We start from the raw sequence: 22,271 nt of genomic DNA, 5'->3' as shown, positions 1-22,271 counted from the left end.
TCCGCTCAGCGAGCGCAAAAGGGACGAGTCGTTCAGTCCACCAAGGCACGGAACTGCGCGTCGTACAACCGGGTGTAGGCACCGCCGGCGCGGAGCAGGTCCTCGTGCGTGCCCTGTTCGACGATGCGCCCGTCCTCCATCACCACGATCCGGTCGGCGTCGCGGATCGTCGAGAGCCGGTGTGCGATGACGAAACTCGTGCGGTCGTCGCGCAGCCGGGCGGTGGCCTGCTGCACGAGCAGTTCGGTACGGGTGTCGACGGAGCTGGTGGCCTCGTCGAGGATCAGGATGGACGGCTTGGCCACGAAGGCCCGCGCGATCGTGATGAGCTGGCGCTCACCGGCGCTGAGGCTGCCCGACTCCTCGTCGATGATCGTGTCGTAACCGTCGGGCAGTGCGCGCACGAACCGGTCGACATAGCTCATGCGGGCCGCGGACAGGATCTGATTCTCGGTGGCATGCGGGTTGCCGTAGGCGATGTTCTCCCGGATCGTGCCGCCGAACAGCCACGTGTCCTGCAGCACAATGCCGATACGCGACCGCAGCTCGGCCCGCGACATCGAGGTGATGTCGACCCCGTCGACGAGGATACGACCGGAGTTCAGCTCGTAGAACCGCAGGATCAGATTGATGAGTGTGGTCTTGCCTGCACCGGTCGGGCCGACGATCGCGACCATCTGGCCGGGTTCGGCGCGCAACGACAGGTGCTCGATGAGCGGACGGTCCGGGTCGTACGAGAACGACACGTCGTCGAACTCGACGCTGCCGTGGCGGCCCCACGGCAGTGTCGGCGCCGGAGACTCGGGCTCCTGCTCGGGCTCGTCGAGGAGCGCGAACACCCGTTCCGCGGACGCGGCGGCGGACTGCAGCAGGTTCACCATCGCACCGATCTGGGCGAGCGGCTGCGCCAGCTGACGCGAGTACTGGATCAGCGCCTGCACCTCGCCGAGGGTGATGGTGCCCGACGCGACGCGCAGCCCGCCCAGCACGGCGACACCCACGTAGCTGAGGTTGCCGAGGAACGTCACCAGCGGCATCACCGTGCCGGATACGAACTGGGCACGATAGGCGGACCGGAACAACTCCTCGTTGGTGTCGGCGAACCGGCGCTCGACGTCTGCGGTGCGCCCGTACGCGGTGACGAGCTCGTGACCGGTGAACACCTCTTCGATCTGACCGTTGAGTTTGCCGGTGGCCGCCCATTGTGACGCGAAGTGCTTCCGGGATCGGCGCGCCACCAGCGCCGTCGCGACGACGGACGCGGGCACCATGAACAGCGCCACGAGCGCGAGCAGCGGCGAGATCAACAGCATCATCACGACGAGTCCGATGAGGGTGAGCACGGCCAGCACGAGTTGACTGATCGATTCCTGCATACCGGTCGACACGTTGTCGATGTCGTTGCTGACGCGGCTGAGCAGGTCGCCGCGCGAGTGGGTGTCGAAGTAGCGCAGCGGCAGGTTGTGGATCTTTCGTTCGACCCGCGACCGCAGGTCCCGAACCACCCGCTGGACGATTTCGTTCAGACCGTACGCCGCCACCCAGATCAGCGCCGACGACAGCAAATACAGCGCCAGGACGATGATCAGGAGCCGGCCGAGCGCACCGAAGTCGACACCGACGCCGGGCACGGCCGCGGTTCCGGACACCATGTCGGCGAACTGGTCGCTGCCCTCGCTGCGCAACTGCGCGACCGCCTCGTCCTTCGTGAGTCCGGCCGGCAACTGCAGGCCGATGACCCCGTCGAAGATGACGTCGGTGGCGCGGCCGAGCAGCAGCGGCGCGACCGCCTGCGCGATCACCCCGAGCAGCACCATCACCAGCACGCCGTAGACGATGAAACGCTGCGGGCGCAGCAGCCCGAGGATCCGCTTGATCGACGCGAGTCCCTGCTGCGGCTGCGCCGGGACGGTCGGGGCCTGGGTGCTCATACGGCGGCCATCCGCTGGGATTCGACGATCTCGACGTACTCGCTGCAGTCCGACAGCAGCTCGAGGTGGGTGCCGGACCCGACGACGGCTCCGTCGTCGAGCACGATGATCCGATCGGCGTCCTGCACGGTCGAGACCCGCTGGGCGACGATGAGGACGCACGCGTCGCGGGTCTCGGGCACGAGAGCCTCCCGGAGTCGGGCATCGGTGGCGGGATCGAGCGCGGAGAACGCGTCGTCGAACAGGTAGATCGACGGCCGGCGGACCAGTGCCCGGGCGATGGCGAGGCGCTGACGCTGCCCACCGGACACGGTGGTGCCGCCCTGCGCGAGGACCATCTCGAGTTTGTCGGGCATCGCCGCGACGAAGTCGGCGCCCTGCGCGATCTCGAGGGCGTGCCACAGCTCGTCGTCGGTGGCATCGGGACGGCCGTACCGAAGGTTCTCGGCGATCGTGCCGGAGAACAGGTAGGCCTTCTGCGGAACGACACCGATCTCGCTGCGCAGCACCGCCGGGTCCAGGTTCCGGACGTCGATTCCGCCGACCTCGATCGAACCGGAGGTGACATCGATCAGCCGCGGGATCAGGCGCATCAGGGTGGTTTTGCCGGAACCGGTGCCGCCGATGATCGCCGTGGTGGTGCCCGGTTCGGCGCGGAATGTGATGTCGTGGAGCACGGGCGCATCGGCGCCCGGGTAGGAGAATCCGACGCCCTTCAACTCGACGGTGACCGGCCGGGACAGCGTCGACACGGCGTTCTCCGCGCGCGACACCGACGGCTCGGTGTCGAGGACTTCGAGGATACGGTCGGCGCAGACCGCCGCGCGCGGCGCCATCAACGCGACGAACGAGGCCATGAGCACGGCCAGGAGGATCTGGGTGACGTAGGTGATCAGCGCGGTCAGCGACCCGATCTCCATGTCGCCGTTGCCGATGCGGTGCCCGCCGACCCACAGCACGGCCACAGTGCTGGCATTCGCGATGAGGATCACCGCGGGGTAGAGCACCGCGTTGATCCGCCCGACACGCAGCGCCGTCGCGGTGAGGTCGGCGTTCGCCTCGTCGAATCGGGCGCGTTCGGAATCGTCGCGGACGAACGCGCGCACCACCCGGATACCGGTGATCTGTTCGCGCAGCACCCGGTTGACGTTGTCGATCTTGACCTGCATGACTCGGAACGACGGCAGCATCAGCGCCATCAGGCCCAGGATCGTGAGGATCAGGACGGGGACCGCCACGGCGACGACCACCGACGTTCCGCGATCCTCGCGCAGCGCCATGACGATGGCACCGACCCCCATGATGGGGGCGATGACGAAGATGGTGCAGGTCATCATGACCAGCATCTGGATCTGCTGCACGTCGTTGGTGTTGCGGGTGATCAGCGACGCCGCACCGAACTTGCCGTACTCGCGGGCGGAGAACTGCCCGACACGGCGGACCAGCGACAACCTGATGTCACGGCCCACGGACATCGCGGTCCGGGCCGCGAAGTACACGGCACCGATCGCGCATGCCACCTCGAACGCGGCGATTACCAGCATGATCCCGCCGGTGCGCATGATGTAGCCGATGTCGCCGCGGGCCACGCCGTTGTCGATGATGTCCGCGTTGAGGCCGGGCAGGATCAGCATCGCCACCGTGGACACCAGCTGCAGCACCACGACTGCAGCCAGTGCACCACGATGAGGCGTGAGGAACCGCCGCAGAAGCCTGACCAACATGAGGATCAACCTACCTGGGCGGACACGTCACGCCGCGATCGTTCACGCGTGAACCGTGTCCCGCTCGGACGTCGCGGCCAGTTCGCGGGTGAGCTTCTCGCCCTCGACGTCGACGTTCGGAAGGATCCGGTCCAGCCACTTCGGCAACCACCAGGCCTTGTCGCCGAGCAGCGCCATGACGGCCGGGATGATGACCATTCGCACCACGAACGCGTCGAAGAACACCGCGGCTGCGAGCGCGAAACCGATGGACTTGATGAACGCGTTGGGTTCGGCGACGAATGCCGCGAACACCGAGATCATGATGATCGCCGCGGCGCTCACCACCCGGGCACCGTGCCGGAAGCCGGTTCGGACCGCTTCCGTCGCGGTCGCGCCGTGCACGTAGTCCTCGCGCATGCGGGTGACGAGGAACACCTGGTAGTCCATGGCCAGGCCGAACACCACGCCGATCAGGAAGATCGGCATGAAGCTGACCAGCGGCTGCGGGTTGGAGATCAGACCGCCCCAGCCTTCCTGGAAGATCGCGACGGTCGCGCCGAACGTCGCCAGGACGCTGAGCAGGAAGCCGAGGGTCGCGGTGAGCGGCACCAGGATCGACCGGAAGACGAGCATCAGCAGGATGAACGCGAGTCCGACCACGACGGCGAGATACGGGACGAGTGCGCTCTGCAGGGTCTCGGAGACATCGCCTTCGAGGGCCGTCTGCCCGGTGATGCCGTAGGAGATGCCGGTGCGGGCGTTGAAGTCCGCTTCGCCGGCGCGCAGGTCGGCGACGAGATCCATGGTCGCGGCCTCGCTGGGTCCGGATCTGGGCGTGACCATGATCTGTGCGGTGTCGCCGGCCTCGTTCACCCCGACGATCTGCGCGTTGACGACCTCGTCGTGCTCGTAGAGGTCCTGCACGACCGCACCGAACGCGGCGGGCGACGACATGTCGGCGTCGCGGGCGTCGGCGACGACGAGCAGCGGGCCGTTGCGGCCGGGCCCGAAGGCCTCGTCGATCAGGTCGTAGGCCTGGCGGGAACTGGTCTGCGGATCGCCGGTGGCTTCGGTGGGCAGCGCGAGCCGCAGGTTCAGGGCCGGGACGGCGGCGATGCCGAGGATCAGGACGCCGGCCACGAGCGGGATCACCGGCTTGCGGGTGACCCAGCCGATGTAGCGCTGCGCGGCACCCGGCTTCTCCGAGTCCGCTTCCGGATCGTTCGCCTTCACACCCGGGAGGCGACCGGCGAACGCCTTACCGCCGAACAGGCCCAGGATCGCCGGCAGCAGGGTGATGGCGATGAGCACGGCGACGAACACGGTGAACGCTGCCGCGTAGCCCATCGCGGACAGGAACGGGATGCCCACGACGCTGAGCGCGACCAGGGCGACGATCACGGTGAGACCGGCGAACACCACGGCCGATCCTGCCGTGCCGACCGCGCGTCCGGCTGCTTCGGCGCGGTCGGCGGTGGCGGTGATTTCGTGGCGGAACCGGGAGACGATGAACAACGAGTAGTCGATGGCGACGGCCAGGCCGATCATGATGGCCAGCGTCGGGGTCATCGAGCTCAGGTCGGCGAAGCCGGTGGCGATGGTGATGCCGAGGCTGCCGATGCCGACGCCGATGATCGCGGTGATCAACGGCAGACCGGCGGCGACGAGCGAGCCGAACGTCAGCGCGAGGACGACCGCGGCGACACCGATCCCGATGAGCTCGGTGAGACCGCCGGGCATCTCGGCCTCGGCCGCGGCGGTGCCGCTGACCTGCACGTTCAGGCCGGCATCGCGGCCCACCTCCGCGGCGGCAGCGATCTGCTCACGCATCGTGTCGTCGACGTCGGTGAAGGTGCCGTCGAACGGGACGGTGACGAAACCGACGGTGCGGTCGGCGCTGAGCGGGGACAGCGCGGCGGCGTCGGCAAGCGCGGATTCCTCGGTACCGCCCTGCTGCTGCGCGGCGGCCTTCATCCGTTCGACGAGGCCCGCGTCGGCGGTGACGGGATCGACGAGGACACCCTGCTGCTGTTCGGGGGTCGCGGCGGCCGGATCGATCTTCGCGGCCTCGGTGACCCTGTCGATCCCGCGGGCGGCGGCGAGCACCTCGTCCATCGCCGCCTTGTTCTGCGGTTCGTCGAGGGTCTGGCCGTCCGGGGCGGCGAACACGAAGCGCGCGTTGAGCGCGCCCATCGGGTCGGCGGCGTTCGGGAAGCGCTCGGCGAGCAGGTCCTGAGCCTGCTGCGCCGGCGTGCCCGGGATGGAGAACGAGTCGGTGGTGGGTCCGGACAGAGTCGCCGCGCCCACGCCGAACAGGACGAGGACCGCGAGCCAGATGGACAGGACCGTGCCTTTCCGCCGGTAGGCGAATCTGCCGATCCGATACAGGTAGGTAGCCACAGGGCGCCTTTCTTTCGGATATGTCGCAGCGGAAGCCGGCTACGAGATTCCTTGCCGCAGCCGATCGAATGCGGCTCGGATGAGTTCTTCGGGGGATTGCGCGCCGGAGGTTCCGGCCATCCACAGGTCGATGGCTGCGCGGATCGCGGCCACTGCGCAGTAGTTGAGCAGCACCGGGTAGATGTCGGTGCCGGCGTCGTGGCCGCTGCGTTCGGCGATCGTCTCGACCAGCAGGGGTGCGGTGCGCGTCTGCATCTCGATGCTGCGCGAGACGAGGGAGGGGCTCTGCTCGACGAGTTCGAACATCGCGCACAGTTCGTCGAAGTCGTTGATCTCGGCTACGACCTCGATCGCCGCCGCCTCGATCGAATCCCACACGTGTTCGCCGGCCGGCCGGTTGCGTAGCCGGTCGAGCCAGTTCTGCAGCAGGGCCTCGAGGTGCCCGAGGACCGCTTCCTCCTTGCTCGCGAAGTAGTTGTGGAAGGTGCGCGTCGAGACGCCCGCTTCGGCGGCGATCGCGTCGGCGGTGACGGCTTCGATGCCCCGGGCGCGGGCGAGCCGGGCTGCGGCCGCGCCGAGGGCGGCCCGGGTGGCAGCCTTCTTGCGATCGCGCAGTCCGAGTTGGGTCACGTCATCCACGGTACCGAACTTGCAGAAGTCTGTAACTTTGCAGAGCTGTGCAGATTTATGCGCTTGGCCACACTCGCCGAGCAGCGGTGATGCGGCTCACACCTCGCGGCGCGTCCACGCTCCCGGATCGGCGATGAGATCGGCGACGAACGCGGGCAGGTCGTCGTCGACGACGTCGGCGAGCGTGACCTCCTCGAGGACCGCGCGCAGGTTCACCCGGACCGCGACCCACACATCCCGCAACCGCCGCGCCGGACCGGTGTAGGCCACGTCCTCGGGCCGCTCCCCGCGCACCGAGGCCAGCGGGCCCTCGACGGTGCGGATGATGTCCGCGATGGAGATCTCGTCGGCCGGGCGGGCGAGCCAGTAGCCGCCCTCCGGCCCGCGACGACTGCGCACCAGGCCGCCGCGTCGCAGATCGGCCAGCACTGCTTCGAGGAACTTGTGCGGGATCTGCTGCGACTTCGCCAGCCCCTCGGCCTTGGCCGGGGCGTCGCCCGCGGCCGCCAACTCGAGCAGCGTGCGCACGGCGTAATCCACCCTCGCGGTGATGTGCACTGCCGTCCCCCTCGCCGTACTCGTCTCGGGCGCCCACCCGATTTCCTATCGAACCAGGGGGAAAGTATGCCAGGAACCACATGGAGTGACCCTGGACACATTTCGGTAGATTGAATGTCTGCCGCGCGAAATTCGGAGGACGACATGTGGGAGACCCTGCTCCACTCGTGGGGTTCGCTGCTCGAACCACTACAGGATCCGGTGGCGCTCGCGATCCCGGCATTCCTGCTCTTCCTGATCCTGGAATGGACCGCCGCCCGCGCGCTCGAACACGTCGAACCCGGCCCGGACGGCAGGGCCCGGCCGCCGCGCGGCGGCTACGAGGCCCGCGACGCGCGCGCGAGCATCTCGATGGGACTGGTGTCCATCGCGACCAGCGCGATGTGGAAGATCCTTGCGCTCGTCGGCTACGCGGCGATCTGGGTGTACCTGGCGCCGTGGCACCTGCCCGCCGACGCCTGGTACACGTGGGTGATCCTGCTCGTCGGCGTCGACCTGCTGTTCTACTGGTATCACCGCATCGCGCACCGGGTCCGGATCGTGTGGGCGACCCACCAGGCGCATCACTCGAGCGAGTACTTCAACTTCGCGACCGCGCTGCGCCAGAAGTGGAACAACAGCGGCGAGATCCTCATGTGGATCCCGTTGCCGCTGATCGGAATTCCCCCATGGATGGTGTTCGTCGGGTTCTCCGTCAACCTCGTGTACCAGTTCTTCGTCCACACCGAGCGGGTGGGGACGCTCCCGCGGCCGATCGAGTTCGTGTTCAATACGCCGTCGCACCACCGGGTGCACCACGGGTGCGATCCCGACTACCTGGACCGCAACTACGCGGGCATGTTCATCGTGTGGGACCGCATGTTCGGCACGTTCCGGGCCGAAACCCACCGGCCCACCTACGGGCTCACCAAGCCCGTGGGCACCTACAACATCTGGGATCTGCAGACCCACGAGTACCGGGCGATCGCGCGGGACTGGCGGTCCGCGGCGTCGTGGCGCGACAAGCTCGGCTACACGTTCGGGCCGCCCGGTTGGGTACCCGACCGATCCGCGACGGTCAGCGCTTCACGAAGCTGACCAGGAAGTCCACGCTGCCGCGATCGTCGACGGTGACGAACCCGAGGCTCGGGGGCTCGACCCCGAAATCCGACCAGGTCACCGGGACACTGCCCGATGCCACGAGCTCGGCTCCCGAGCGCAGCACCTCGACGTCGACGGTCACCGGCAGCGACCGGTCCTTCAGCGTGAGCGTTCCGGTGACCGGCAGGGTCGCGGTCGTACCGTCGGTGGGCAGCGCGGACAGGTCCACCGGATCCGCGAGGACGAATGTGGCCGTCGGGTAGGCATCGGTGTCCATGACCCGGCCCCGGAACTGGCCGTCGCGCTGCGAACTGTCGGTGGTGATCGCGGCGACCTGCACGGATACGTCGGCGGCGGTGAGCTTGTCGGCCTCGATCGTCGCGGACCCGGCGACCTGGTCGGTGCTGCCCACGACGGTGACGTCGGCGCCGCGCAGAACTTCGTGGACGGTGTATCCGGCGGCGGTGCGATTGGTCGACGAGCCGGGCGTGATCGTCCATGCACCCGCCAGGTCACCGGTCGCGGCCTGCGCGCCGGACACGGACACCGACGCGGCGGGGGCGTCGTCCTCCGCGATGAACGTCCCGTACACCCACGGCGCGACGAAGAATCCGAACACCACGATCACCACGACCGCCGCAAGGGACCACCAGAGCTTGCGCATGGCCACGACCCTAATTGCGGCGTCGGTCCCGCGGGTGGATTACTTCGGTGTACCGGACCGGATGATGCGTTCGAGCGCCCGGTACAGCTCGTCGACATTATCGACGTCCTCGACGTGGGCGGGCACGTCGAGGACGAGGACCGACTGGCCGGGACCGGCGATCGGACCACCGGTGCCGGAACCCTCCTCGCCGTCGATGTGGTGAGCCGTCCCGACGACCTGCCCTTGCGGTCCGACGATGACGGTGATTTTCACGGCGCTCCCGTTCGTCATGCCGTGTCGCGGACCGGAAGGTCGTCGAGCAGCACGATCTCCAGCCGGAACGCCACGGTGATGTTGCTGTCGTTGCGGATCTTGAACTCGTAGAACACTTCCGACGGATGCGGCTCGTTGGGTCCGGCGCGGCACTTGGCGATGTCGTAGGTCACCAGCACCACCCGCTGGGGCGGGACGTCCTTCGGGTCCGCGACGAACAGGACGGGCCCGCGATCGGCGTCGGGTTCGCCGTGCCAGTTCCATGTCCAGCATTGGACGGCGCCCGCCCCGATGGTGAAACCCCGGTCGATTCTCAGACGCTGCGGCATGGTGGGCCTCCGGTCGGATGCGTCAAGAATATTCGATTCGCCCCGTCGGCCCGCCCGTTCCCGTCAAGGCGACGACGTCGGTGTTTCGGGCAGGGTCTGTTTCGCCAGCACCGAATGCCGGCGGCTGTAGGTGAAGTAGACGACGACACCGAGGGCCATCCACACCACGAACCGCAGCCACGTCTCCACCGACAGATTGATCATCAGCCACAGGCACGCGATCACCGCGAGGATCGGCACGAACGGAACGAGAGGCACCCGGAAACCGCGCTCGAGATCCGGACGCATGCGCCGCAGCACGATCACCCCGAGCGACACCAGGACGAACGCGAACAGCGTGCCGATGTTCACCATTTCTTCCAGGGTGCCCAGCGGAATGAAACCGGCGAGAACCGCGACGACCACGGTCACCACCACCGTCGTGCGCACCGGGGTGCCGCGACGACCGGTATGCGAGAGACGCTTCGGCATCAGGCCGTCGCGGGCCATCGCGAACAACACGCGCGTCTGACCCAGCATGAGCACCATGACGACGGTGGTCAGGCCGGCCAGAGCACCGATCGAGATCAGGTTCTTCGCCCAGTCCATGCCGTTCAGCGCGAACGCCGTGGCCAGGGTCGACTCGTCCCCGGCGAGGTCGGTGTAGTTCACCATGCCGGTGAGGACGAGGCTGACCGCGACGTACAGCACGGTAACGATCGCGAGCGAGCCGAGGATGCCGATCGGTACCGCCTTCTGCGGGTGGCGGGTCTCCTCCGCGGTCGTGGCGACCACGTCGAACCCGATGAACGCGAAGAACACCAGGCTGGCCGCGGCCAGCAGTCCGTACCACCCGAACGTGTCGCCACCGGCACCGGTGAAGAACGAGAACAGCGACTGATGCACACCCTCACCGGTCTCGCCGACCTCCGCGGGCGGGATGAACGGCGAATAGTTCTCGGCCTTGATATAGAACGCGCCGAGGACGACGACGAACACCACGACCGCAATCTTGATGGAGGTGATCACCAGCGACACCCGCGACGAGAGCTTCGTTCCCGTCGCGATGAGCACGCCGATCACCACGGTGATGAGGACGGCACCCCAGTCGACCTTCACCGATCCGAGCATGAACGACGACGACAGACCGCCCATCACCTCACCGAGGTACAGCGACCAGCCCTTGGCGACGACCGCGGCGGCCAGCGCGAACTCGAGGATGAGGTCCCAGCCGATGATCCAGGCGACGAATTCACCGAACGTCGCGAACGAGTACGTGTAGGCGCTACCGGCAACCGGCACGGTCGACGCGAACTCGGCGTAGCACAGGGCAGCGAGGGCACACGCGATCGCGGCGAAGACGAACGCGAGCGACACCGACGGGCCCGCGACGTTGCCGGCGGTACGGGCCGTCAACGTGAAGATGCCGGCACCGATGACGACGGCGACACCGAAGACGATCAGGTCCCACGCGGTGAGGTCCTTGCGTAGCTTCGAATCCGGTTCGTCGGTGTCACGAATGGATTGCTCGACCGATTTGGTGCGGAACAGTCCGCTCCCCCGTGCGTCGCCGACCTGAGTCATCCCGACTCCTCTCCTTGCGAGGAAACGTACCGCTGCGGCTACCCCCGTGAGTGGAACTTCATACAGACGCCTCTGAGGGATTCGAACGTGTTCGGAAACCCGGGTCATGTTTCCGGCAGGGCTCCTACCGTTCGATGATCGGCGCAGGCGGCGGCGACCGCCGCTGGTGCTGTTTCCGGCCAGGTGACCCTGTCACAGCCTTCCCCGGGCCAAGGACTCTGGGCGATCCCCGAACCGGCCGGCTCGAGAATTTGCCGAACGACGACATCGTCGAGGTCCTGCAACGCCTGGAAACATCCCTGCGCAAGACCACTGCGGTCGGGCACCGGCTGATCGTCGAAACCACCGAACGGATGATCCCGGCCCGTCTCGGCTGCCGGCGACTTCCTCATCGGCACCCTGCGGATCTCCGCCCGCCGACGCCGCCCGGCGAGTCAAGGGCGTGAAGAAGGCCGGCACCTGGCACGGCTCCGACGGCGGCAACGTGGAGGAGGAACTCCCGGCGACCGCCGCCGCCCAACGTGCCGGGGCTATCGGGCGCTTCGGTGACGCGGGCCCGACGACGAATTTCACCCCCGAGCGAAAGCCCTCTCGAACGGCACAGCTCCGCGGTCTCCGCGGCGGTGAAACACGACTGTGACGCGCAGATGTGTCCCTGCGGCATCGCCACGAGTACGCCGTAGACCTTCCTCGTGGCCTCCCAGCCGGCTTCCATAAACCGACCCAGGAGTTCCTGCGCACCGCGTCCTGCCCAGCTCCGCCAGGTTCGACCAGGTGGCGCATTGAGGGACGCAGGCAACGCTGGCTCCTCGCGTACTCCTCTTCATCTCGCTTGCCGGACCCGCACCATCTGGCAGTACTGGCCACGTCCCGGCGTTGTCAGGGCTGCTCCAGCCCTCTCCGGCACCACCCGGATCGGGCTGCCCTCAACTCCACCGACCTGCTACGACAGGTCAGCGGTGAAGGTCTCTCACCTCCACCCGAATCACAGCGCCTCACGGCGCAGACGGGAAGTGCGCCAGATCCACATCACGATGGTCATGGACATCACTTGGCTGCGAGGCCTCGGGAATGAGCGATCAAACCCCCGGCACGAATCCACTCTGCTTCGACCGAGGTGTCGATTCGGGCTCGCGCATCGAACATTCGTTCACCACCTGTCGCGTCGCGAATCTTCACCAGCACGGGGGTCCGCACTCCGAGGCCCGCGGTGAGACCGATGATCTCGATCTCTTCGTCACCGATCAGGTCGACGGGTGACAGTTGTGGACACTCGACTGGCAACACACCCAGGGCGACGAGATTTGTGCGGTGGATGCGTTCGAAGCTCTGGGCGATGACCGCTTGAATGCCAAGGAGGCGAGTGACTTTCGCTGCCCAGTCCCGGGCAGATCCGGCCCCGTAACAGTGCCCTGCGACGACCACGGTAGGTACTCCCCTGTTCGCGTAGACGTCGGCTGCCTCATGAACGGGAAGGATCTCTCCGTCAGGGAGCAGCCTCGTCCATGGGCCGGCCTTGCCGGGAGCGAGTTTGTTCTCGAGTCGCGGGTTGGCGAAGCCGCCGCGGAGCATGACGTCGTGGTTGAGGCGGCGGGCGCTGTAGCTGCCGAAGTCGTCGGGTGCTACTCCTCGCTCGGTCAGCCATTGGCCGGCCGGTGAATCGGGCAGTATTCGTGCTACCGGTGAGATGTGGTCAGTCGTGATTCCATCACCGAGCACGAGTAGTGGTCTCGCCGCGAGGATGTCACCGTTGACGACCGGGCGCGTCAGTGCCGGATCGGTGAACGGTGGGCGCCGGATCATGCCGGCCTCGCCGTCCCAGGTGTAGGTGTCGTCGACCGGGTGCGGTAGAGATTGCCATTTCGCTGTCGTGAGTGGCAGCGGTTTCACGTGGTTGCGGGCGCGCTCGGCGTTGCGTCGGACGACTGCTTCGATGGCTCCGTCCGTCGGCCAGATTTCTTCCAGGAGAACAGGGTTCCCATCGCGGTCGGTCGCGATCGGCTCGTCCTGAAGTGAGATCGAGGTACGTCCGGCGATTGCCATGGCCACGACCATCGGCGGTGACGCAAGGTAGGAGTGAGCGACGTCGGGGTGAACGCGCCCCGGGAAGTTGCGATTTCCGGACAGCACGGCAGCCACGGAGAGGGCGTGCTGATGGATTTGCTCGGTGACCCCAGCGTCGAGTGGGCCGGAGTTTCCCATGCATGTTCCGCATCCGAACCCGGTGACGTGGAATCCGAGTTGGTCGAGCGCATTCTGGAGTCCTGCGGATTGAAGTAGGTCGGCAGTTTCGCGGGAGCCCGGTGTGAGTGAGGTTTTGGTCCACGGCGCCCGGGTGAGGCCACGTTCGACCGCGTTGCGGGCAAGAAGTCCTGCGGCGATCATCGCCTTGGGGTTGGAGGTGTTCGTGCAGCTGGTGATGGCGGCGATGACGACGTCACCGTCTCGTAGGGCGCCACTGTCGGTGGATCTGGAAATCGGAGCGTTGGCGGGAAGCTCGGATACAGCGAAGGTCTGGTGGGGTCGTGATGGCCCGGCCATCGTCCGCTCCACCTCCGCGAGGTCGAGGTGAAGGAGTTCGTCATACCTGGGCGGTGAAAGCTCCGGCGTGTGCAACATGTTCTGCGCGGTCAGGTAGGCCCGTGCGATCGTGAGTGTCGACTCGCGCCGGCCTGTGGTGGCGAGATATGCGAGGGTGCGTTCGTCGGCCGGGAAATAGGCCATCGTGGCACCGTACTCGGGAGCCATGTTCGCGATGGTGCCTCGGTCGGGCACGGACAGATCGGCCAGGCCGGGGCCGTGGAATTCGACGATGCTCTGTACCACGCCATGGTCGCGGAGCATCGAAGCGAGCGTGAGCGCGACGTCGGTTGCAAGGACTCCAGGTTGCAGAGTTCCGGTGAGACGCACCCCCACAACGGCCGGGACCGGCAGCAGGATGGGCTGGCCCAGCGCCGCCGCAGTGGCCTCGATTCCGCCGACACCCCACCCGACGACGGATAGCGCGTTGATCATCGTGGTGTGACTGTCGGTTCCGACGACCGAGTCGAACCGTGCGATATCGGGGCGCTCGTGGCCGCCGACGCAGACGACGTCGGCGAGAACTTCGAGGTTGAGTTGGTGGCAGATCCCGATGCCCGGCGGAACGACGCGCAACGTCGGGAACCGCGACTGTGCCCACCGCAGGAACCGGTAGCGGTCCGCATGACGGTGGTACTCGAGATCAAGGTTTCTCACCGCCGCATCGGGTCTGCCAGCCACATCGACTTCGAGTGCGTGGTCGACCACCAGGTCCAGGCGTTGTCGCGGCGAGACCGAAGCGGGATCGATCCCGTCCTGCTCCGCTCTCTCGTGCAAGGTGATCATGTCGGCGAGGACTGGGATTCCGGAAGCATCCTGGAGCAGCACCCGTTCTGGGGTGAACGGAATCGTGGCCCCGTGCTCGCCGTTCGCTAGTGCGCGGACGTGGTCGGCGAGCACGGCGCGTGCGTCCTCGTGGCGCAGGATGTTCTCCACGAGTACCCGGATCGAAAACGGGAGCTGGTGTAGGGGACCGGCGCCCGCTTGCTCGGCAGCGCTGAGGTCGTAGAACCGTGCCGACGTTCCTGCAAGTGGGCGAAGTGCGTTGAAGGAGTCCACCATCACGACAGATCCACCGACAGCTCGGTGGGGACCGCGCGCGGCGCGATTCCGAGGTAGGTGGGAAGCAACGGCGGTGGCATCGGGCCCTTGATCCGGCGGCCCCCTTCACGTTCCTCCCAGGAATGCGCGAGAATCCCGACGGAGCGAGACAGGATGAACAACCCTCGCCCGAGTTCTGGGGCAAAGCCGAGTTCGGCGTAGATCACCGCGGTGGCCCCGTCGATGTTCATCGGGACGGGTCGGTCTCGTCCGGCCGCGAGTTGCCGTTCGATTTCCTGCGCGACTTCGAGGTAGTGCCCGTCGATCGCGCCTGCCTCCACGTGGGTGTGGACGGCATCCAGCAGCGGGTCGCGGCGTGGATCTCGCGGGTGGAAGCGGTGCCCGAACCCGGGGATGTACTTTCCCGCAGCGCGGTGTTCGGCGATGGTCTGCGCGACAGCAGCTTCCAGACCAGTCTCGTTCACCCGGTCGCGGATCCGTTCGAGCAGTTGCATGCACTGTTGACCGGCGCCACCGTGTACGTCACCGAGCAGCCCGACGCCGGTGGACATTGCTCCGTGCATGCCCACACCACAGGTCGCGGCCATTCGTGCGGCGGCGATCGACGGCGCCTGCGGCCCATGATCCACAGCGGCCACGAGTGCCTTCTCGAGCAGCGCGGCCTGACCAGCGGCGGGGAGCTCTCCCCGAACCATCAGCCAGATCATCTCGGCGAAACCGATGTTGCCGATCAGCTGCTCGACGGGGTAGCCCCTGAATCGAATCACTCCGGGCTCGATGTCGGAGATGGCGGTAGACCACCAATCGGTGACGTCGCGGCTTGATGTCCGCTCGATCGCGTCCTCACGGGCGGTGCTCATATTGCGTTCTCCTCGCGCAAGCGGGCAATGTCGGCCGGGCCGTAGCCCAGCTCGGTGAGAATCTCTTCGGTGTGCTGGCCCAGAGTCGGTGGTGGAGAGGTCGGTGAGACTCGTCGGCCGTCGACATGAGTGGGAAGACCCAGTACTCGTACGGATCCGCCAGAAGTTGCCGGCGAGTCGACCGATGTGACGAGCTCACGGTGCGCGATCTGCGCGGAGGTCAGAGCTGCGGGTACCGAGACGACCGGGGCAGCGGGCACACCGGTGTCGAGCAGGATGGTGTCCCATTCGGCTGCGGACCTCGCCTTCAGAGACGCCTCGAGTTCGTCGCGCAGGAGGTCGCGGTTTCGTTTGCGGTCCTCGCGAGTGCGGAAGCGTAGATCGTCGATCAATTCCTCTCGTTCGAGGACTTTGCACAGTTCTTCGAACTGCTCCTGCTTGTTTGCCGCGATGTTGAGTGCGCCATCACCGGTATCGAAGGTGCCCGATGGGGCGGAAGTGATGTTCTCATTGGCCATCGGAGTCGGCTCCCGGCCAGCAATGAGGTGATCGGAGACGACCCATCCCATCGATGTCACGGCGGCGTCGAGCATGGACGTGTCGAGGTACGCGCCTTCCCCGGTCCTGCGCTGACGCAACAGCGCGGCAGTGATGGCGAAGGCCGCGGCAAGCCCGCCGAAACTGTCGCAGACCGGGTACCCGACCCGAAGTGGCGCCGTTTCCGGTGTGCCGGTCACGCTCATGATCCCGGACAAACCTTGGATAACTTGGTCGTAGGCGGGGCGGCCGCGCATCGGTCCGGTGGAACCGAACCCGGATACAGCGCAGTACACCAGCCGGGGGTTGATCTGCCGCAGTCTCTCCCACGGGAACCCGAGACGTTCGAGGACACCAGGCCGGAAGTTCTCGACGAGCACGTCGGCTTCGGTGACCAGCTTCTCGAACACCCCCTTGCCGCCCGGAGACTTGAGATTGACTGTGACCGAACGCTTTTCCGAATTCTGCGCAAGGAAGGACACGCCGAGGAATTCGGCACTCAGTTGAGGATCGGCGCCCAGCTGGCGAGCCAAGTCACCGGTTCCGGGAGTTTCGATCTTGATCACATCGGCGCCCATCAGCGCCAGCTGGTAGCCGGCGAACGGGCCGGCAAGCACATTGGTGAGGTCGAGAACGCGGACGCCTTCGAGCAGGTTGGCGGTCACAGGAACACCTCCACATTGCCGAGACCAGCGGCGGTGATGCTCGCCGCCGCTTCTGTCACGGCATCCACATAGCGGCCCACCCGATCGGCGGTGAACCGCGAGGTGGGTCCGCTCGCCGACAGTGCAGCGATGACGCGGCCGTCGGAGGAGAAGATCGGTGCCGCCACCGCCGATGCTCCGAGTTCCCGTTCCCCATGCGTGACGGAGTAGCCCGCCTCCTTGATGCTGGCGACTTCACGCATCAGGTGTTCGAAGTCCAAGTCTGGTCGCGTGTGAACCAGGTTGTGGATCACAGCTTCCGATGCGCCCGTCAGCAGGATCTTCGCCGCGGCCCCGGAGGCGAGCGCGTACGGCACGCCGACCTCGACCACGCTGCGAACAGTCGTCGTTCCTTCGACCTGCGCGATCGACACGCGGTTGAGGTCCTGGCGGATGTAGAGATTGACGGTTTCACCGCAGGTGTCGACCAGCTGCGTCATCTTCTGCCGCGTGTCCGCGCTGACCTCCCACAGGGACTGAGCGAGTGTCACCCAACGCAAGAATCCAGCTCCCAGCCCGTAGGTCGAGTCTCCGCGGTCGAGAATCAGTCCGAGCGAGTCGAGTGTCGCCAGCAGCCGTACAACGGTGGTCTTCGGCAGTCCGGTCAATGTGACCAGTTCACGGAGCGTGCGGGTTGGGTGCTCCTTGTCGAAGAGTTCAAGCATCTCCACTGCGCGCGCAATGCTCCGCACGCCTCCGTCTGCCCGTGGGGACGTGGTGTCAGTCTCAGCCATGACTCGAAGCTAAACCATTGTATGGACTCTGTAAACCGCACAACGGGTTGACGCGGCGATCTGTTCGTGTTTCGATTCGTGACACGGGGCACATGAACTATCTGGTGGTCGTTGTGAACCACACAGTGGGTACAGATGTAGAAAGAAGGACGTCCGTGAGTGACGAACAGCTTGATCTTCTCGTCGTGGGATGCGGTGCGGGCGGTTTGGCAACTGCACTGCAGTTCCTCCAATCCGCTCCGAGCGGACGAGTAGTCATCCTCGAGCGCGCTCCCAAGAACGGTCGGGGAGGCAACACTGCATGGACCGGCGCGTTCTTCCGCCTGGAGGAGGACGGGTCGCCGGCCGCAGACTTCACCACACGAATGATTGAGCTGAGCAGGGGCAAGACCGACGAGGCAATCATCACCCGTCTGGCTGAGCTTGCACAGCCGACGATGCACTGGCTCAACCAGAACGGTGTCGCTACGAAGTCGGACCTCACCTACTTCCTGACTTCGAAGGGCCCGCGGCTGATGCCGGCTGGTGGAGGGGCGTCCATCGTCGAGACCCTCTCTGCACGGATCGAAGAGCTCGGCGGCACCATCGAATACGGAGTCACCGCAAAGGAGTTGATTCAGGGCGACGCCGAACGTGTAGTCGGCGTCGAAGCCGTCGACAGCTCCGGACAGCCGCGACGATTCCTTGCCCGCACCGTCGTTCTGGCCTCAGGTGGCTTCGAGGGGAGCGGTGAGCTGCTCGACCGCTACCTCGGCGATCGGGGCCACGAACTCGCCCCCATCGCTCCCGGAGGACGCTCGAACAAAGGGGAGGGCATCGAGATGGGAATCCGTGCAGGCGCCGACACCGACGGACAGTTCGAACGCTTTCACGGCGAACCGGTCGACGCCCGAACCCGCTGTGCTGAAGCCCTGGTGATGGTGTACCCGTACGGCATCCTCGTCGACCATCACGGCAAGCGCTTCGTCGACGAAGGTGCCGATACCCCAGACAACACCTTCGAATCGGTGGCATACCGTATCTGGCGCGACGCCGACCAGTTCGCCTACGTCATTGCCGATCAAAAGCTCATGCGCCACAACATTGCTCGCGCTGTGCTGACTGACCGTGAGCCCGAGACCGCCGAAACCATCGACGCCCTGGCCCGCCGTCTCGACCTCGATCCGGACGCCCTGGCAGATACTGTCGCGAAGTACAACGCCGCCACGACGGCGGGGCCACTGGATGTGACTGCCCTCGACGGAGTCGCCACCGAGGGGCTCGAACCACCCAAGTCGAACTGGGCCCGCCCCCTCGACGAGCCGCCCTACGTCGCCTGGCCGGTGACGTGTGCGATCACCTTCACCTTCGGAGGCCTCAAAACCGACGAGCAGGCCCAGGTGATCAATCGGGAAGGCGTGCCCATCCCCGGCCTGTACGCGGTCGGCGAGGTCGCCGGCGTCTACCACCACAAGTACCCCGGGGCGACCTCCGTTCTCCGTGCCCTGGTCTTCGGCCGGATCGCCGGCAAGTCCGCAGCACATCGGATCGAGACCTCCACCGACCCTGCGTTCCTGTGAGCGCACCAACCCCTCAAGAGGAATTATGGCCACGACCTCACCAGCCCAGGCTGGTTCGAGTACACCCCGCCGGGCTGCGTTAGCGAGTCTGGTCGGTACCACAATCGAGTGGTACGAGTTCTTCATCTACGGCCTTGCCGCGGCCCTCGTATTCGGAGACCTGTTCTTCCCCGGCGTGGGCGAGCACACCGGTCGACTCGCCTCCTTCGCTACCCTCGGCGTCGCGTTCGTCGCGCGGCCACTCGGGGCAGCCATCTTCGGCCACTTCGGCGACAAACTCGGTCGAAAAACCACGCTCATCGCAACTCTCGGGATTATGGGCACCGCCACCGGGTTGATCAGTCTGCTCCCGACCTACGACTCGATCGGAATCTGGGCACCCGTGCTGCTGGTGGTCCTCCGGCTATTCCAAGGCTTGGCCGTTGGCGGCGAATGGGGTGGGGCCGTGCTGATGTCGGTCGAACATGCCCCGGCGTCGAAGCGCCGCTTGTACGGCTCTGCGCCCCAGATGGGCAGTCCCCTCGGACTTGTCCTTGCCACAGCCGTGATGTCTGCAGTGGCGACCCTTTCCGACGAACAACTCTTCGACTGGGGATGGCGCATTCCCTTCCTCGCAGGTTTCGTCCTGGTGCTCATCGGACTGGCAATCCGACTCGGCGTCGAGGAATCCGAACAGTTCCAACAGATCAAGGACGCCGGGGAGACGGCGCGCCTCCCGATCCGAGACGTGTTCGCCCGCGCAAAGAAGAGCCTCGCAATCGGGATCGGACTGCAGGCCTCGGTCAACGTCGTCTTCTACATCATCTCCGTCTACTTTCTCAGCTACGCCACCAAGTCACTCGGACTCGAACGCAACACCGCCCTACTCATGGTGATGATCGCCGCTGTGATCGACCTGGCCGCACTTCCCTATCTCGCATCGCTCAGTGACCGCATCGGCGCCCACCGAATCTTCATCGCCGGCATCATCTTCACGACCCTCGCGGCCTTCCCCTTCTTCTGGCTGCTCCGCGGTGAGCACACGGTTCTGACGGGCGCCGTCATCGTCGTCATGATGGTCGGAGCGCACGCCACGACCTACTCCGTGGTCTCGAGCTTGATCGCCGACCAGTTCGACACCAAGGTCCGCTACAGCGGCACCGCACTGAGCAACGCCCTTGGCGGACTGCTCTTCAGCGCACCGACCCCATTCATCGCCGAAGCTATCGTCGGCAATGGAGGAAGCACCTGGTGGCCGCTGGCACTGATGATCATCATCGCCTCGGGCGTCTCCCTCGTGGCCATCGTCGTCGCACCACAGGATCACCACGTGGCGCACAAGCCGGACAACGATCTCGTTCCGTCAACGGCACGCTCCACCACCCCCGCCTGACCAACCCACAACAACTGGAAGGACCCTCATGACTGCCACCGATTCGAGCACCGCGACTCGGCCAGACGGTGAGACAGAACGCTACGAAATGCTGATCGGCGGCGGCTGGAAAGCGTCATCCGACGGTGCCACCTTCAACTCGATCAACCCCTTCGACGCACAACCGTGGGCGCAGGTTCCCGCCGCGACCACCGCCGACATCGACGAGGCCGTCGGGGCAGCGCGGCGCGCATTCGATAAAGGACCGTGGGCTCAATCCACACCCCTCCAGCGCGCGACCCTCCTGCGTAAGTTTGGCGATCTCATCCGCGACAACGCCGACGAACTCGCCCGCATCCAGGTCCTCGAGAACGGCAAACTGATCAGGGAGGTCCATGGTCAGACCCTCGCACTCGCGAATCACTGCTACTTCTTCGCTGGAGTCGCCGAAAGCCCCACCGGCGAGACCCTCGCAAGCAGCGTGCCCAACATGCAGGTCTTCACCGTGCGGGAACCGATCGGTGTCGTCGCCGCGATCACGCCGTGGAACAGTCCACTCGCGCTGCTGATGTGGAAGCTGTGCCCCGCGCTCGCCGCAGGCAACACAGTGGTCATCAAGCCCTCCGAGATCACCCCGGTATCCACCCTCGTCCTTGCCCGGATCGCCCAGCAGGCCGGCTTCCCAGACGGAGTGATCAACGTCGTCACCGGCGCCGGACCCGCTGGCGCAGCACTGGCCGCTCATCCAGGCGTCGACAAGATCGCGTTCACCGGCTCCACCGCCGTCGGCAAGAAGATCGCTGTCACCGCCGCCGAGCGCCTCGCCCGGGTCTCCCTCGAACTCGGTGGCAAGTCCCCGAACATCGTTTTCCCTGATGCCGACCTACCGAACGCCATCAACGGCGTGATCTCGGGCATCTTCGCTGCCACCGGGCAGACGTGCATGGCCGGTTCGCGAGTACTCGTCCATGCGGACATCTACGACCAGTTCGCCAAGGACCTCGTCGAACGGACCGCGCAGATCAAGCTCGGCAACCCCCTCGATCCAGCTACAGAGATGGGTACTGTCGCCTGCCAGTCACAGTTCGACAAGGTCCTGCATTACATCGAGGTCGCCAAGGAGGACGGCGCCACCCTCGCCACCGGCGGATCACGCCCCTCCGATCCCGAACTGAGCCGCGGCCTGTTCGTGCAACCGACGGTCTTCACCCATGTCACGAACGAGATGCGCATCGCCCAGGAAGAGGTCTTCGGCCCCGTCGCCGTCGTTATCAAGTTCACCGACGAGGACGACGCAGTCCGGATCGCCAATGACACTTCGTTCGGACTAGCTGCAGGAGTCTGGACCCGCGATGTCGCGCGGGCACTTCGGATGGTCAAGCGACTCCGCGCCGGCAGCGTGTGGGTCAACAACTACCGCAAGACCAACCACGTAGCCCCGTTCGGCGGCTTCAAGGAGAGCGGACTCGGCCGCGAGAACGGATTCCACGCAATCGAGGAATACACCGAGGTCAAAACTGTCTGGATTGACACCGGCAACACCATCACGGACCCGTTCAACCCGCGCGCCTGAGTGATCAGATCGGCCGCTTCGTCGGTCGACCAGAACTCGAATAGCCCGCGGGACCACTGCCGGTGAGATGGCACCAAGCCGCCGTCTCCATCGCTCAGGGCCGGGGTGGCGTACCTGGGATCACGAGCGCCCGCTCCCGATCACCGATCCCGAGTACGTCACCCACCTCGCTCTATCAAACAGTCGGGCGAGATT

18 protein-coding genes are annotated in these 22,271 nt (G+C 66.1%); 5 read left to right on the top strand and 13 right to left on the bottom strand.

All coding sequences use genetic code 11. The annotated features are described in order from the left end of the window. Positions 1 to 32: 32 nt before the first annotated feature. From RZ1_RS26425 to RZ1_RS26405, 5 genes are all read right to left on the bottom strand, one after another. The gene (locus RZ1_RS26425; protein ID WP_072815594.1) at positions 33 to 1,931 is read right to left on the bottom strand and encodes an ABC transporter ATP-binding protein; all 1,899 of its coding nucleotides are present in this window, start codon (positions 1,929 to 1,931) and stop codon (positions 33 to 35) included. After that, the gene (locus tag RZ1_RS26420; RefSeq protein ID WP_072815617.1) at positions 1,928 to 3,655 is read right to left on the bottom strand and encodes an ABC transporter ATP-binding protein; all 1,728 of its coding nucleotides are present in this window, start codon (positions 3,653 to 3,655) and stop codon (positions 1,928 to 1,930) included. Before RZ1_RS26420 ends, RZ1_RS26425 begins: the two co-directional genes overlap by 4 nt. Before the next feature lie 42 nt (positions 3,656 to 3,697). Continuing rightward, complete coding sequence (locus RZ1_RS26415) at positions 3,698 to 6,037, bottom strand: MMPL family transporter (RefSeq protein WP_072815593.1); 2,340 nt, start codon at positions 6,035 to 6,037, stop codon at positions 3,698 to 3,700. A gap of 39 nt (positions 6,038 to 6,076) precedes the next feature. After that, positions 6,077 to 6,676: a TetR/AcrR family transcriptional regulator gene (locus RZ1_RS26410; RefSeq protein WP_072815592.1), complete on the bottom strand. Its 600-nt coding sequence runs from the start codon at positions 6,674 to 6,676 to the stop codon at positions 6,077 to 6,079. A gap of 87 nt (positions 6,677 to 6,763) precedes the next feature. Continuing rightward, on the bottom strand, positions 6,764 to 7,225 hold the full coding sequence (locus RZ1_RS26405; protein ID WP_072815591.1) for an RrF2 family transcriptional regulator: 462 nt from the start codon (positions 7,223 to 7,225) through the stop codon (positions 6,764 to 6,766). Between the two features lie 144 nt (positions 7,226 to 7,369). Here RZ1_RS26405 and RZ1_RS26400 point away from each other — a divergent pair, with 144 nt between their 5' ends. After that, positions 7,370 to 8,302 carry a sterol desaturase family protein gene (locus RZ1_RS26400; protein ID WP_072815616.1) on the top strand — a complete coding sequence of 311 codons (933 nt, stop codon included), beginning with the start codon at positions 7,370 to 7,372 and terminating at the stop codon, positions 8,300 to 8,302. Here RZ1_RS26400 and RZ1_RS26395 read toward each other — a convergent pair. From RZ1_RS26395 to RZ1_RS26380, 4 genes are all read right to left on the bottom strand, one after another. Beyond that, entirely contained in the window at positions 8,283 to 8,969 is a 687-nt protein-coding gene (locus tag RZ1_RS26395) for a YceI family protein (RefSeq protein ID WP_072815590.1), read from the bottom strand. The two genes, RZ1_RS26400 and RZ1_RS26395, sit on opposite strands and share 20 nt — an antisense overlap. Before the next feature lie 39 nt (positions 8,970 to 9,008). Beyond that, entirely contained in the window at positions 9,009 to 9,224 is a 216-nt protein-coding gene (locus RZ1_RS26390) for a hypothetical protein (RefSeq protein ID WP_139281997.1), read from the bottom strand. A 14-nt stretch (positions 9,225 to 9,238) separates the two neighbouring features. Beyond that, on the bottom strand, positions 9,239 to 9,553 hold the full coding sequence (locus RZ1_RS26385; protein WP_072815588.1) for a hypothetical protein: 315 nt from the start codon (positions 9,551 to 9,553) through the stop codon (positions 9,239 to 9,241). 63 nt (positions 9,554 to 9,616) lie between these two features. Next, on the bottom strand, positions 9,617 to 11,116 hold the full coding sequence (locus RZ1_RS26380; protein ID WP_072815587.1) for an amino acid permease: 1,500 nt from the start codon (positions 11,114 to 11,116) through the stop codon (positions 9,617 to 9,619). Positions 11,117 to 11,250: 134 nt separating this feature from the next. Here RZ1_RS26380 and RZ1_RS30225 point away from each other — a divergent pair, with 134 nt between their 5' ends. Continuing rightward, positions 11,251 to 11,562, top strand: a complete 312-nt coding sequence (locus tag RZ1_RS30225) for a hypothetical protein (RefSeq protein WP_139281996.1) — start codon at positions 11,251 to 11,253, stop codon at positions 11,560 to 11,562. Positions 11,563 to 12,163: 601 nt separating this feature from the next. Here RZ1_RS30225 and acnA read toward each other — a convergent pair. The 4 genes from acnA to RZ1_RS26350 are packed head-to-tail and all read right to left on the bottom strand — an operon-like array spanning position 12,164 to position 17,593. Then, entirely contained in the window at positions 12,164 to 14,758 is a 2,595-nt protein-coding gene (acnA, locus tag RZ1_RS26365; RefSeq protein ID WP_072815584.1) for an aconitate hydratase AcnA, read from the bottom strand. After that, the gene (locus RZ1_RS26360; RefSeq protein ID WP_072815583.1) at positions 14,758 to 15,618 is read right to left on the bottom strand and encodes a citryl-CoA lyase; all 861 of its coding nucleotides are present in this window, start codon (positions 15,616 to 15,618) and stop codon (positions 14,758 to 14,760) included. The genes acnA and RZ1_RS26360 overlap by 1 nt, the downstream gene beginning before the upstream one ends. Next, complete coding sequence (locus tag RZ1_RS26355; protein ID WP_072815582.1) at positions 15,615 to 16,820, bottom strand: CaiB/BaiF CoA transferase family protein; 1,206 nt, start codon at positions 16,818 to 16,820, stop codon at positions 15,615 to 15,617. Before RZ1_RS26355 ends, RZ1_RS26360 begins: the two co-directional genes overlap by 4 nt. Further along, complete coding sequence (locus tag RZ1_RS26350) at positions 16,817 to 17,593, bottom strand: IclR family transcriptional regulator (RefSeq protein ID WP_072815581.1); 777 nt, start codon at positions 17,591 to 17,593, stop codon at positions 16,817 to 16,819. The genes RZ1_RS26355 and RZ1_RS26350 overlap by 4 nt, the downstream gene beginning before the upstream one ends. A gap of 155 nt (positions 17,594 to 17,748) precedes the next feature. Here RZ1_RS26350 and RZ1_RS26345 point away from each other — a divergent pair, with 155 nt between their 5' ends. From RZ1_RS26345 to RZ1_RS26335, 3 genes are read left to right on the top strand one after another with little or no spacing between them, the layout of a single operon-like run. After that, positions 17,749 to 19,152: an FAD-binding protein gene (locus tag RZ1_RS26345; RefSeq protein WP_072815580.1), complete on the top strand. Its 1,404-nt coding sequence runs from the start codon at positions 17,749 to 17,751 to the stop codon at positions 19,150 to 19,152. A 25-nt stretch (positions 19,153 to 19,177) separates the two neighbouring features. After that, positions 19,178 to 20,524, top strand: a complete 1,347-nt coding sequence (locus RZ1_RS26340; protein WP_072815579.1) for an MFS transporter — start codon at positions 19,178 to 19,180, stop codon at positions 20,522 to 20,524. 28 nt (positions 20,525 to 20,552) lie between these two features. Beyond that, positions 20,553 to 22,076 (top strand): aldehyde dehydrogenase, encoded by a 1,524-nt coding sequence (locus tag RZ1_RS26335; protein WP_072815578.1) that lies wholly within the window; start codon positions 20,553 to 20,555, stop codon positions 22,074 to 22,076. Positions 22,077 to 22,271: the final 195 nt, after the last annotated feature.

Origin of the sequence: Rhodococcus zopfii NBRC 100606 = JCM 9919 (assembly GCF_001895025.1) — a bacterium.
Lineage (GTDB): Bacteria > Actinomycetota > Actinomycetes > Mycobacteriales > Mycobacteriaceae > Rhodococcus > Rhodococcus zopfii.
This window is presented reverse-complemented; position numbering and strand designations above follow the sequence as displayed.

Coding starts and splice junctions, on each gene's coding strand:
- RZ1_RS26425 (WP_072815594.1), bottom strand. CDS start 1,931: ATGAGCACCCAGGCCCCGACCGTCCCGGCGCAGCCGCAGCAGGGACTC.
- RZ1_RS26420 (WP_072815617.1), bottom strand. CDS start 3,655: ATGTTGGTCAGGCTTCTGCGGCGGTTCCTCACGCCTCATCGTGGTGCA.
- RZ1_RS26400 (WP_072815616.1), top strand. CDS start 7,370: ATGTGGGAGACCCTGCTCCACTCGTGGGGTTCGCTGCTCGAACCACTA.
- RZ1_RS26395 (WP_072815590.1), bottom strand. CDS start 8,969: ATGCGCAAGCTCTGGTGGTCCCTTGCGGCGGTCGTGGTGATCGTGGTG.
- RZ1_RS26385 (WP_072815588.1), bottom strand. CDS start 9,553: ATGCCGCAGCGTCTGAGAATCGACCGGGGTTTCACCATCGGGGCGGGC.
- RZ1_RS26380 (WP_072815587.1), bottom strand. CDS start 11,116: ATGACTCAGGTCGGCGACGCACGGGGGAGCGGACTGTTCCGCACCAAA.
- RZ1_RS30225 (WP_139281996.1), top strand. CDS start 11,251: ATGATCGGCGCAGGCGGCGGCGACCGCCGCTGGTGCTGTTTCCGGCCA.
- acnA (WP_072815584.1), bottom strand. CDS start 14,758: ATGGTGGACTCCTTCAACGCACTTCGCCCACTTGCAGGAACGTCGGCA.
- RZ1_RS26360 (WP_072815583.1), bottom strand. CDS start 15,618: ATGAGCACCGCCCGTGAGGACGCGATCGAGCGGACATCAAGCCGCGAC.
- RZ1_RS26350 (WP_072815581.1), bottom strand. CDS start 17,593: ATGGCTGAGACTGACACCACGTCCCCACGGGCAGACGGAGGCGTGCGG.
- RZ1_RS26340 (WP_072815579.1), top strand. CDS start 19,178: ATGGCCACGACCTCACCAGCCCAGGCTGGTTCGAGTACACCCCGCCGG.
- RZ1_RS26335 (WP_072815578.1), top strand. CDS start 20,553: ATGACTGCCACCGATTCGAGCACCGCGACTCGGCCAGACGGTGAGACA.